Here is a 12390-nt window from a genome sequence, read left to right as displayed (position 1 = left end):
TCGAATGAGCGGGCAATGAGGTTGTCATATAAGCTCTAATTAATGAGCTTACTGATTTTTATCTATTACGCTACTTGACTGACTTTTACTTTTGCATGCAGCTCTTGCACCGACATTACCGAGCACTTTGCATCAGCCGTATGAGCCATACAGGTTGCGAACGCTGCGTTGAGCGTGGTTGTGTAGTTCACTTTCTCTGCGAGTGCTCCGCGACGTAGAACTTTTGAATCTTCAATCGCCTGACGACCAGATGCCGTATTTACGATGTAGGTATATTCGTTATTCTTAATGCGGTCAAGAATGTGTGGACGCCCTTCATGCACCTTGTTGACAAGACGTGGGTTGATCCCCGCTTCGCCTAGAATAACGGCAGTGCCGTGGGTGGCATCCAATTGGTAACCTAACTTCACCAGCTTAGACGCTAGGTCAACAACACGTTCTTTATCACCTTCACGTACAGACAATAGCGCACGGCCGCCTTCTGGGTAAACCGCGCCACAACCGAGTTCCGCTTTTGCGTAAGCTTCCGCGAACGTTGCACCAACTCCCATGACTTCACCTGTTGAGCGCATTTCTGGCCCCAAGAGTGGGTCAACGCCAGGGAACTTGTTAAACGGAAGAACCACTTCTTTCACTGAGTAATACGGAGGAATAATCTCTTTGGTAAAACCTTGTGACTCTAAAGATTGACCCGCCATAACACGTGCAGCGATTTTCGCTAACGGTGCCCCTGTTGCTTTCGAGACAAACGGCACAGTACGTGCTGCTCGAGGGTTAACTTCGATTAAGTAAACTTCGTTATCTTTCACTGCGAATTGCGTGTTCATCAGGCCGCGAACACCTAATTCGAACGCTAGCTTTTCAACTTGCTCGCGCATCTTATCTTGGATTTCTTGGCTTAATGTGTAGGCAGGCAGAGAACATGCCGAGTCACCTGAGTGAACGCCCGCTTGTTCAATGTGCTCCATGATTCCGCCAATAACGACACGTTCCCCGTCACAGATAGCGTCGATATCTACTTCTGTTGCATCGTCTAGAAAACGATCGAGTAGTACTGGAGATTCATTCGATACACTTACCGCTTCGTTGAAATAGCGACGTAAGTCTTGTTCGTCATACACGATTTCCATTGCACGACCACCTAGAACGTAAGACGGACGAACTACGAGTGGGAAACCAATTTCTTTTGATTTCTCTATCGCTTGTTCCATCGCCGTTACCGTGGCGTTTTCTGGCTGTAGAAGACCTAGACGATCAACCGCCGCTTGGAAACGCTCACGATCTTCGGCACGGTCGATGGCATCAGGGCTCGTGCCAATAATTGGGACCCCCGCCGCTTCTAATGCGCGCGCCAATTTTAGTGGTGTTTGACCACCGTACTGAACAATCACCCCTTTTGGCTTTTCAACGCGAGCGATAGACAGTACATCTTCTAGAGTCACTGGTTCGAAGTACAAACGGTCAGACGTATCGTAGTCGGTCGATACTGTTTCTGGGTTACAGTTAACCATAATGGTTTCGTAACCGTCTTCGCGAAGTGCAAGTGAAGCGTGTACACAACAGTAGTCAAATTCAATGCCTTGGCCGATACGGTTAGGCCCGCCACCAAGCACCATGATTTTGTCTTTATCTGTAGGGTTCGCTTCACACTCCTCATCGTAAGACGAGTACATGTAAGCTGTATCAGAAGAGAATTCCGCGGCGCAAGTATCAACACGTTTGTAAACAGGATGAATATCGAACTGTTCGCGTGCTCGACGGATTTCACTTTCTGCGACACCTAATAGTTTAGATAGGCGTGCGTCCGAGAAGCCTTTACGCTTCATCTGACGTAGAACCGTTTGGGTTAAACCTGCATAACCGCCCGCCTTGACTTGCTCTTCGAGTTTTACAATTTCTTCGATTTGGACTAAGAACCAGCGGTCGATTTGCGTTAGATTGAACACACCATCGACTGACATGCCTGCACGGAATGCATCAGCGATATACCAAATACGCTCCGCACCCGCTTCTTTCAGCTCGTGGCGGATCTTAGTCAGTGCATCTGGTGCTTCCAGATCCACCATTTCATCAAAGCCTGTCGCGCCGACTTCTAGGCCACGTAATGCTTTGTGAAGCGATTCTTGTTGGTTACGGCCAATGGCCATCACCTCACCAACCGATTTCATTTGTGTCGTCAAACGATCGTTAGCACCGGCAAATTTCTCGAAATTAAAGCGAGGAATCTTAGTCACAACATAGTCGATGGTTGGTTCAAATGATGCCGGCGTTGCACCACCTGTAATATCATTTTGTAGCTCATCCAGCGTAAAGCCAACGGCCAGTTTTGCGGCAATCTTCGCGATAGGGAAACCGGTTGCTTTCGATGCCAGAGCAGAAGAGCGAGATACACGCGGATTCATCTCGATGATGACCATGCGTCCATCTTTCGGGTTGATCCCAAACTGGACGTTTGAGCCCCCCGTTTCAACACCAATCTCACGTAGCACAGCTAACGATGCATTACGCATCAGCTGGTATTCTTTGTCTGTCAGCGTTTGTGCTGGCGCAACCGTGATTGAGTCACCGGTGTGGATACCCATTGGATCGAAGTTTTCGATTGAACATACAATAATGCAGTTGTCTGCTTTATCGCGGACGACTTCCATCTCGTACTCTTTCCACCCAATCAGTGATTCATCGATCAAAAGCTCATTGGTTGGCGATAGGTCTAGACCGCGACGACAGATCTCTTCGAATTCTTCTTTGTTATAGGCGATACCGCCGCCTGTTCCACCCATAGTGAACGATGGACGAATGATACAAGGGAAACCAACCATATCGAGTACGCCGTAGGCTTCTTCCATGTTTTTCGCAGTATCAGCACGAGGACACTCAAGCCCGATAGACTTCATGGCTTTATCAAAGCGCGAACGGTCTTCCGCTTTATCAATCGCATCAGCGGTTGCACCAATCATTTCTACGCCGAACTCTTCAAGAACGCCCTGCTTCTCTAGCTCTAGCGCACAGTTTAGCGCTGTCTGACCACCCATCGTTGGTAATACCGCATCTGGACGTTCTTTTTCGATGATTTTACGTACCACTTCCCACTGAATTGGCTCGATGTAGGTTGCATCCGCCATCTCCGGATCAGTCATGATGGTCGCAGGGTTAGAGTTAACTAAAATAACTCTATAGCCTTCTTCACGAAGGGCTTTACACGCTTGCGCGCCAGAGTAGTCAAACTCACATGCCTGACCGATCACTATCGGACCAGCACCAAGAATTAAAATACTTTGAATGTCAGTACGTTTTGGCATTATCTACTACTCCGAATTAAGCGCTGTGTTTTTTGATGAGTTCGATAAAGTGGTCAAATAGCGGTGCCGCATCATGTGGACCGGGGCTCGCTTCAGGGTGACCTTGGAAGCTAAATGCTGGTTTATCAGTGCGGTGAATACCTTGTAAAGAGCCGTCAAATAGTGATACGTGGGTGGCACGCAGATTCTCAGGTAGTGTTTCTTCATCTGCAGCAAAACCGTGGTTCTGAGAAGTAATCATCACAACATTACGGTCTAAATCTTTAACCGGGTGGTTTGCGCCGTGATGACCAAACTTCATCTTCACTGTTTGCGCACCAGAAGCCAACGCCAAGATTTGGTGACCTAAACAAATACCAAAGATAGGTAAGTCTTTCTCTAGAAAGATTTTGGTCGCTTCAATCGCGTAACTACATGGTTCTGGATCGCCCGGTCCATTTGACAAGAAAACCCCATCAGGACTCATTGCTAATACTTCTTCAGCTGAAGTCTCCGCAGGCACGACTGTTAGGCGGCAACCGCGGTCAACCAACATTCGTAAGATATTCCGTTTGGCACCGAAGTCATATGCAACGACATGATAAGGTAACTCGTTGTCGTCTTTCGCCTCTGGAAGTCCCCCTTCAAGCGTCCACGAACCTTGTTTCCATTGATACACTTCTTTCGTTGTCACTTCTTTCGCAAGGTCCATTCCTTTTAAGCCTGGGAATTCTTTTGCTTTCGCGAGAGCCAGAGCTTCATCTAAGTTAGTACCAGAAACGATACAACCATTTTGAGCCCCTTTCTCACGTAAGATGCGCGTTAGCTTTCTCGTGTCGATATCGGCAATACCAACGATATTTTGTGACTTGAGATAATCAGAAAGGGATTGTTCATTACGGAAGTTAGAAGCGATAAGAGGGAGATCGCGAATCACAAGGCCTTGTGCGTGGATTGAAGAGGATTCTTCATCTTCGGAAGTGGTTCCGGTATTGCCAATATGAGGATAAGTAAGGGTGACGATTTGCTGAGAATAGGAAGGATCAGTGAGGATTTCTTGATATCCCGTCATCGAGGTATTAAAAACGACCTCACCAACGGAAATACCATCTATCCCTATGGATACTCCGTGGAACACTGTCCCATCTTCTAGGACTAGCAGTGCTAATTTACCCAAGACAACCTCCAGAATAAAAATGCAAAAAAAATAAATCAAAAATCGAAATTGCCTTGCTTTACCTAAATAATTTACATAAATAGGTATTTAAGACAAATTGGCGGTATTCTAAAGTTGGACTGGAAATCTGTCAACAAGCAATCAAAAATAAATAATCAATTTCTAGACAGTAAGACCATTTGCAACGAATAAGGCTTAAAAAAACAACTTTTACCCACTACAAACAGGGAAGAGATAGATCTTTTGTGATTTCTATAAAATTTAACTTTTTAAAGCCCAATAAAATATCCAACCTCCTCAAGCAAACGTTAACCGCTCAAAGATAATGCTAACTTTTAAACATAACAAGCAAAATAAAACACTAACACCCCAAAATAAACAATAAACTCTATCTAAAATGCCACTTACCATGTAGCATTTCATTTACATAAAATCCCATAGATATAAAAAAGCCGGCTAACGCCGGCGAATAATTATGTATTTCTAAAGGTCATTCAACCCCAAGACATCTGTCATGGTATAAAAGCCAGCAGGCTTAGAACCCAACCAAACGGCCGCTTTTACGGCTCCATTGGCAAACGTCATGCGATCGGTCGCTTTGTGCGTAATTTCGACACGTTCGCCAATATCAGCAAACATCGCCGTGTGCTCACCTACAATGTCACCAGCGCGGAGCGTCGCAAAACCGATCTCGTCTTTAGTTCGCTCACCAGTAATACCTTCTCGAGCATACACGGCGACATCACTTAGGTTGTTTCCCATCGCACCAGCAATAGCTTCGCCCATACCTATCGCAGTACCTGACGGTGCATCTACTTTATGACGGTGGTGAGCTTCAACAATCTCGATATCACAATAATCTCCCATGACTTGGGCTGCTTTTTCTAGCAGCTTAAAGACGAGGTTAACACCCACAGAGTAATTGGGTGCCATGATAACCGGCACTTGCTTTGCGGCTTGATCAATAAGGTTACGCTCGTCCTCACTAAAGCCCGTCGTACCAATCACAATACTTTTTCCGTACTTTTTACACAGCTCAAGGTTAGCTAAAGTGCTCACCGGTGCAGTAAAGTCGATGATGACATCAAAATTGTCGATGTCTTTAGCAAGATCATCCGTTAAAACCACATCAAATTTACCTTCACCACAAAGCTCTCCAATATCCACACCAACAAGTGAAGACTCTGGTCGTTCAGAGCCGGCACTCACTGAAGCTTTTGGATTAAGATGTGAAGCTTTGACTAAATTTCGGCCCATACGACCTGCTGCCCCTGCGATTGCAATACGAACCATTGCGCTTTCTCTCCTTCTCTGGATAACGAGGTTTGCTCTCGTTCTCTCGTTTCGCTGAATCTGTTTAAACTAACAACATACTGTGGTTACCACAAGCAAGTTCATCGGGCTTAAGCAAACTCTTTTACGACACGTTCCAAGATAGGTACGTTCGCTTCAGGAAAGGGGTAATCACCCAATTCGCTGATCTCAACCCAGCGTCCTTCTTGCCCTTCTCGGCCATAAGGTTCGTCATTGAATTTAGAGACGGTAATGAAATCAAATTTCAACGACTTATCCGGGTAGTCAAACTCAAGGTGTTCAAAAAATGCCTGCTCCGTAACCTCAATTCCCACTTCTTCTTTAAGCTCTCGGGCAATAGCTAACTCCATCGTTTCTCCAGGTTCGACCTTGCCGCCTGGAAACTCCCAAAAACCCCCTTTGTGTTTATCGTTCGGGCGTTTGGTAATAAAGATTTGCGATTTATTTTGGTTAAAAATGATCGCAGCAACAATATGAGTTCTTTTCATAAAGCGAATTCCTAAACCTTAAGTACGGTTGTATTGCATTGCGGCAACAACGAGTGTTTATCTTTCTGGTACTTGCTGTCGCTCTTAAATTTATAATATTAAGACAGTCGTAGAATTTACTTAAAAAAAGAGCCGCCTAAGCGACTCTTTCTTAACGTTTTCATACTATATTAGTCGATTTTGCCGTGGCACTGTTTGTACTTCTTACCGCTGCCACATGGACAAGGCTCATTACGCCCGACTTTACGTTCATCACGAACAATAGGTTGATGAGCACCATCCGTCTTTTCTTCACCGGACAATTGGCTCTCCGCGGCGGCATGCTGAGCTTGTGCTCGGCGAGAAGCTTCTTCTGCTTGCGCACGACGTTGCTCTTCCATACGCTCAACTTCTTCTTGTTGTTGAACTCGCACACGAGAAAGTACGGTAATGACGTCAGTTTTCAATGCTTCTAAAAGCTCTTCAAACAGTTCAAACGACTCACGTTTGTATTCTTGTTTTGGGTTCTTCTGCGCATAGCCACGTAGATGAATGCCTTGGCGTAGATGATCCATCGCAGCCAAGTGCTCTTTCCATAGCGTATCAAGAGTTTGAAGCATGACCGATTTTTCGAAATTACGAAGCACTTGTGCACCAACGACCTCTTCTTTCTCTTTGTAGACTTTAACCGCTAGGTTAATAATCTTCTCACGCAACGCTTCTTCATAAAGCTTGTCGTCGTCTTCTAACCACTGTTTAACAGGGGCATCAAGATCGAAGTCGGCTTTCAGGCGTTCTTGTAAACCTTCAACATCCCACATTTCCTCTAGTGACTGTGGTGGAATGTACTCGTCAATGATCGCCGTTAGAACGTCTTCACGGTTTTGCTCGATCATGTCGCTGATATCATCGACATTCATCAATTCATCGCGCAGTTCATAAACGACTTTACGTTGGTCATTCGCCACATCATCGTATTCAAGTAACTGCTTACGAATGTCGAAGTTACGGCCTTCCACTTTTCGCTGTGCTTTTTCAATAGAACGTGAAAGCATTTTTGATTCGATTGCCTCACCTTCTTCCATACCACTTTGGATAAGGCTAGCCATACGCTCTGAAGTGAAGATACGCAGCAGAGAATCTTCCATCGAAAGGTAGAAACGAGATGAACCCGCATCCCCCTGACGACCAGAACGACCACGCAACTGGTTATCGATACGGCGAGATTCGTGACGCTCGGTACCGATAATGTGTAAGCCTCCTGCTTCTAGCACTTTATCATGTACGACTTTCCATTCGGCTTTAATCGCATCAATTTGCTCCTTGGATGGATTTTCTAGCCCTTCAAGTTTTGCTTGCCAACTACCACCAAGCACAATATCCGTACCACGACCCGCCATATTAGTCGCAATTGTTACCGCACCTGGCATACCCGCTTCAGCAATAATTTCCGCTTCTCTCTCGTGGAACTTTGCGTTCAGCACGTTGTGCTTGATCTTCGCTTTCTTCAGAGCGTTAGACAATAGCTCTGACTTCTCGATCGATACCGTACCAACGAGTGTAGGTTGTCCTTTCGCAACACGCCCTTTAATATCTTCAATGATTGCAGCAAACTTCTCCGCTTCGGTGCGGTATACGGCATCTGGCATGTCGTTACGAATCATCGGTTTGTTGGTTGGAATAACCACCGTTTCCAAACCATAGATAGATTGGAATTCGAACGCTTCCGTATCTGCAGTACCGGTCATGCCTGATAATTTTTCGTATAAACGGAAGTAATTCTGGAAGGTTATTGAAGCCAGCGTTTGGTTTTCGTTTTGAATCTTTACGCCTTCTTTCGCTTCAACCGCTTGGTGAAGACCTTCAGACCAACGACGCCCAGGCATGGTGCGGCCTGTATGTTCATCAACGATCACTACTTCGCCTTCATCAGTCACGATATAATCCACATTACGCTCAAACAATACATGTGCGCGTAATGCAGCATTAACGTGATGGAGCATACTGATGTTAGTTGGAGAATAAAGTGTATCACCCTCTTCCATCAAACCGTTTTCAACCAATAATTCTTCAACGTATTCTTGGCCAGTTTCCGTGAGATATACTTGCTTCGATTTTTCATCAACCGTGTAGTGACCATCACCGCGATACTCTTCAGAATCTTCTTTGTCTTGCTTTTTAAGATGCGGGATCAATAGATTAATTCGAGTGTAAAGCTCAGAGCTATCTTCAGCAGGACCAGAAATAATCAAAGGAGTACGAGCTTCATCGATAAGAATAGAATCCACTTCATCGACAACGGCAAAGAAGCGCTCTCGTTGTACGCGATCTTCGCTACGGAAAGCCATGTTGTCACGAAGGTAATCAAAACCAAACTCGTTGTTTGTACCGTAAAGAATATCGGCTTGGTAAGCTTCTTTTTTCTCTTGAGGTGGCATGTTTGGCACGTTTACGCCAACGGTCATTCCTAAGAATTCAAATAGTGGACGGTTTGTCTCAGCATCACGCTTGGCTAGATAGTCGTTCACTGTAACAATGTGAACACCTTTACCTGATAATGCGTTTAGATATGCAGGAAGAGTAGCTGTTAGCGTTTTACCTTCACCTGTACGCATCTCCGCAATTTGGCCCGCATTCAGAACCATACCACCAATAAGCTGCACATCGAAGTGACGCATACCGTAAACACGCTTAGATGCTTCACGAACCGTCGCAAAAGCTTCTGGAAGTAGTTTATCAAGAGTTTCACCTTTCTCTAGGCGCTCACGGAATTCAACCGTCTTTGCTTTTAACTCTTCATCACTTAAAGCTTCAAAAGTCGGCTCGTAGTTATTGATCTCTCTTACAATTTTTCTAAGGCGGCGCAGTGTTCGGTCGTTGCGACTGCCAATCACTTTTGTCAGTAGCTTAGTTATCATTTTTCGTGAATCTCTCTTTAATCAGATCGTTCCCGATCTACTCATAATGCCTTCAGTCTCTGCCAGTTTGAAACTAAGAATACTGAGATAAATCATTTATCAAAGATATTGAGTTCAAACATCCATATTTCAAGGCTAAGCTTCGAAACAATATTGCTTAGTGTAAGGATTTTTCATCGATACAACCATAAATAGACGTATTTGTTTGAAGCACCCTGAATTTTTTAGTGAAAGTGGTGACTGATTAGCCATTATTTCATAATGCAATACCTTTCATTTATTCAAAAAGAAATGTACTTTTCACCTTGTCACATTGTAAAACTGAAGCTAAACAGGTTAATGTAAACTATACCTTAATAGAAAGCTGCTCTAGAATAAGTTCTATCTCAACAAAATTAGATTTTACCTATGCGTGATCACCGCCCAACCTCTAGCGAGGATGTTATTGCTGAATCGCAGTTCAAGAAGATTCAAGAACATGCTGGAGAAATCTTGCAGCTAAACCAAGCTCTGAAAGAAATTTTACCCCAAGGCACGGCCGATCATTGCCGAGTGGCGAACATCCGTAGTGGTCACTTGTTGATCGACGTTGCTAGTGCCGCGCTCAAAATGAAGATCGACTACGATCGCTTAATGATCCTCAATAAACTTCGTACGCAAGGCTTTGCCAAGTTGATGAGTATTGAAGTTAGGATCAATCCATCCCTATATCGAAATCGGTTTGAGCAAGATAATCGACCAAAACGTCCACCTTTGACAGAGTCGGCAGCTAACTCATTAATGATGATTGCCGATATGGCACCACCCAAAGTCCAAGAGCGCTTAAAGCGACTGGCTGAGATGGCAGAAAAGAAAAACAGCGAGTAACAGGTTATATCAAAATACTAATTATCTTTCGCTGATTCAAATTAAAACGTCCTAAACTCTAGACAGCAAAAAACCAGACATTAGCCTGGTTTTTTAATTTATTAGTATCGATGTATTTTACGCTATTACCATATTGGGCTCTGCGAAAGCAACTGGTGAATCAACGTCTTCTTCAAATGTCGTCCACTCCCACGCTTCCTGATCCGCTAGAACCGCACGTAGTAACTGGTTATTCAGTCCATGACCAGACTTGTAGGCACGAAACTCACCAATAATTGGGTGGCCACACATGTAAAGATCGCCAATCGCATCCAACACTTTATGAGTTACAAACTCATTTTCAAAGCGTAGACCTTCTTCGTTAAGAATACGGTAATCATCCAACACGATAGCGTTGTCGAAACTGCCACCCAAAACTAAGTTTTGAGATTGTAGATATTCGATATCACGCATAAAGCCAAACGTACGTGCGCGAGAAATTTCACGAACGAAGCCTTTTGATGAAAAATCAAATAAGAGGCGCTGCTCGTCAGATTCTATCGCAGGGTGGCTAAAGTCGATTTCGAAATCCATACGAAAGCCGTTAAATGGTAAAAATTCTGCCCATTTATCGCCATCTTCAAAACGAACTGGCTTTTTAATGCGGATGAAACGTTTTGGCGCATTTTGCGTTTCGATACCTGCTTGTTGTAGCAAGTATACAAAGGGGCTTGCACTACCATCCATAATTGGAATTTCAGGTGCGTCTACTTCGACAATAATGTTGTCGATGCCCATACCAGCAAGTGCCGCATTCAAGTGCTCTACAGTTGAAATACGCACACCTTCGTCATTTACCAATGCAGTACATAGCATTGTGTCACGAACAGAAGCTGGATCAGCTGGAAAATCTACAGGTGGGTTTACATCGGTACGACGGTAAATGATACCTGTATTTGTAGCAGCCGGGCGCAGAGTAAGCGTGACTTTACGACCAGAGTGGAGACCCACACCAGTTGTTTTCACTATTTCTTTCAGAGTACGTTGTCTGATCATCTGCTTGCCTCTCAAAATTTTGCTACAAAACACGGCCGCCTGCAACATCGACCGTGAATGCTACCATAATTTTGAGCCATGTCAATTTATGGATTAAAAATCAATCAGCCTGACGGCGCAGGAATGCCGGGATATCTAAATAACCATTTTCTTTCTCTTGCTTCGGAGCAGCAGAACTTTGGCTCGACGATGCAGAAGAAGAAGCTGTGTTTGCCGACTGAGGATTCACTTGTGGCTTCTCTTGCACATGAGTTTGCAAGGGTTGTGCCGACTTCTCTTCAGCTTGCGTTGCCGCAGCCGCTTGTTGCGGTTGAGCTTGGTGAGTTGGAGCGGCCTTCGCTTTACCACCTGCTACTAACGTAATATCTGGCTTTTTTTCATTACCAATACCAGTTGCCACGACTGTAACCCGAATCTCGTCAGTCATATCTGGGTCAAGAGAAGTACCAATAACGACTGTCGCATTGTCAGAAGCAAATGCTTTAACAGTGTTACCCACTGTCTCAAATTCATCAAGGCGCATGTCTAAGCCAGCAGTGATGTTAACCAGAACACCGCGAGCTCCCGCTAGATCGATATCTTCTAGAAGTGGGCTAGAGATTGCCATTTCGGCCGCTTCTTCAGCACGATCTTCACCTTTAGCAATACCGCTCCCCATCATCGCGTGACCCATTTCAGACATGACGGTTCTCACGTCTGCAAAGTCAACGTTAATCATGCCAGGACGAGTAATAAGTTCCGCGATACCTTGAACCGCGTTTTTAAGCACGTCATTCGCGCTTGCAAATGCTTCCAATAAAGTAACGCCACGACCAAGCACTTTAAGTAGTTTCTCGTTTGGAATCGTAATCAAAGAGTCAACGTGATTCGATAGCTCATCGATGCCTTGCTCAGCAAACGCCAAACGCTTTTTGCCTTCAAAACTGAACGGTTTAGTTACTACCGCAACAGTAAGAATGCCAAGCTCTTTTGCTACTTCAGCAATAACAGGGGCTGCACCAGTACCTGTACCACCGCCCATACCCGCCGCGATAAACACCATATCGGCACCAGTTAGGGAGTCTTTAAGCCTATCTCTGTCTTCGAGAGCTGCGTCACGCCCAACCTGTGGATTAGCACCTGCTCCTAGACCTTTGGTGATGTCACCACCGATCTGAATAACATTGCCAACGCTTGTCTTGCGAAGTGCTTGCGCATCAGTGTTGACGCTGATGAATTCCACACCTTCGATGGATTCACGCACCATGTGTTCAACGGCGTTACCGCCGCCGCCACCAACCCCAACGACCTTAATTACTGCATCGTCAGACATTTCCATCATCGGTTCAAACATG

At 45.0% G+C, this 12390-nt stretch carries 8 protein-coding genes; 1 reads left to right on the top strand and 7 read right to left on the bottom strand.

Annotated elements, in window-relative coordinates:
• Positions 1 to 65: 65 nt before the first annotated feature.
• The 5 genes from carB to secA all read right to left on the bottom strand — a co-directional run bounded on the left by carB (position 66) and on the right by secA (position 9154).
• Positions 66 to 3299 carry a carbamoyl-phosphate synthase large subunit gene (gene carB / locus AC3D28_RS13930; protein ID WP_488535110.1) on the bottom strand — a complete coding sequence of 1078 codons (3234 nt, stop codon included), beginning with the start codon at positions 3297 to 3299 and terminating at the stop codon, positions 66 to 68.
• Between the two features lie 16 nt (positions 3300 to 3315).
• Entirely contained in the window at positions 3316 to 4455 is a 1140-nt protein-coding gene (gene carA, locus AC3D28_RS13925) for a glutamine-hydrolyzing carbamoyl-phosphate synthase small subunit (protein ID WP_488535109.1), read from the bottom strand.
• Positions 4456 to 4938: 483 nt separating this feature from the next.
• The gene (gene dapB, locus AC3D28_RS13920; protein ID WP_098416522.1) at positions 4939 to 5748 is read right to left on the bottom strand and encodes a 4-hydroxy-tetrahydrodipicolinate reductase; all 810 of its coding nucleotides are present in this window, start codon (positions 5746 to 5748) and stop codon (positions 4939 to 4941) included.
• A 110-nt stretch (positions 5749 to 5858) separates the two neighbouring features.
• Positions 5859 to 6257: an 8-oxo-dGTP diphosphatase MutT gene (gene mutT / locus AC3D28_RS13915; protein WP_488535108.1), complete on the bottom strand. Its 399-nt coding sequence runs from the start codon at positions 6255 to 6257 to the stop codon at positions 5859 to 5861.
• Positions 6258 to 6427: 170 nt separating this feature from the next.
• Positions 6428 to 9154, bottom strand: coding sequence for a preprotein translocase subunit SecA (secA, locus tag AC3D28_RS13910; RefSeq protein WP_098416524.1), 2727 nt, complete (start codon positions 9152 to 9154; stop codon positions 6428 to 6430).
• Positions 9155 to 9562: 408 nt separating this feature from the next.
• Here secA and AC3D28_RS13905 point away from each other — a divergent pair, with 408 nt between their 5' ends.
• The gene (locus AC3D28_RS13905) at positions 9563 to 10021 is read left to right on the top strand and encodes a DUF721 domain-containing protein (RefSeq protein WP_488535107.1); all 459 of its coding nucleotides are present in this window, start codon (positions 9563 to 9565) and stop codon (positions 10019 to 10021) included.
• 117 nt (positions 10022 to 10138) lie between these two features.
• Here AC3D28_RS13905 and lpxC read toward each other — a convergent pair whose 3' ends face one another.
• Together lpxC and ftsZ are read right to left on the bottom strand one after the other, a co-directional pair.
• Complete coding sequence (gene lpxC, locus AC3D28_RS13900; protein ID WP_488535106.1) at positions 10139 to 11056, bottom strand: UDP-3-O-acyl-N-acetylglucosamine deacetylase; 918 nt, start codon at positions 11054 to 11056, stop codon at positions 10139 to 10141.
• A gap of 100 nt (positions 11057 to 11156) precedes the next feature.
• Complete coding sequence (gene ftsZ / locus AC3D28_RS13895) at positions 11157 to 12389, bottom strand: cell division protein FtsZ (RefSeq protein WP_488535105.1); 1233 nt, start codon at positions 12387 to 12389, stop codon at positions 11157 to 11159.
• Between the last annotated feature and the right edge of the window lies 1 nt (position 12390).

This window comes from Vibrio sp. TAP-3B (genome assembly GCF_057784735.1).
Note: the sequence above shows the minus strand (reverse complement) of the source record. Positions and strands in the feature narration are given on the sequence as shown.

What these genes read in the sequence shown, in the direction of transcription:
- carB (WP_488535110.1), bottom strand. Translation starts at nt 3,299, where the DNA reads ATGCCAAAACGTACTGACATTCAAAGTATTTTAATTCTTGGTGCTGGT.
- dapB (WP_098416522.1), bottom strand. Translation starts at nt 5,748, where the DNA reads ATGGTTCGTATTGCAATCGCAGGGGCAGCAGGTCGTATGGGCCGAAAT.
- mutT (WP_488535108.1), bottom strand. Translation starts at nt 6,257, where the DNA reads ATGAAAAGAACTCATATTGTTGCTGCGATCATTTTTAACCAAAATAAA.
- secA (WP_098416524.1), bottom strand. Translation starts at nt 9,154, where the DNA reads ATGATAACTAAGCTACTGACAAAAGTGATTGGCAGTCGCAACGACCGA.
- AC3D28_RS13905 (WP_488535107.1), top strand. Translation starts at nt 9,563, where the DNA reads ATGCGTGATCACCGCCCAACCTCTAGCGAGGATGTTATTGCTGAATCG.
- lpxC (WP_488535106.1), bottom strand. Translation starts at nt 11,056, where the DNA reads ATGATCAGACAACGTACTCTGAAAGAAATAGTGAAAACAACTGGTGTG.
- ftsZ (WP_488535105.1), bottom strand. Translation starts at nt 12,389, where the DNA reads ATGTTTGAACCGATGATGGAAATGTCTGACGATGCAGTAATTAAGGTC.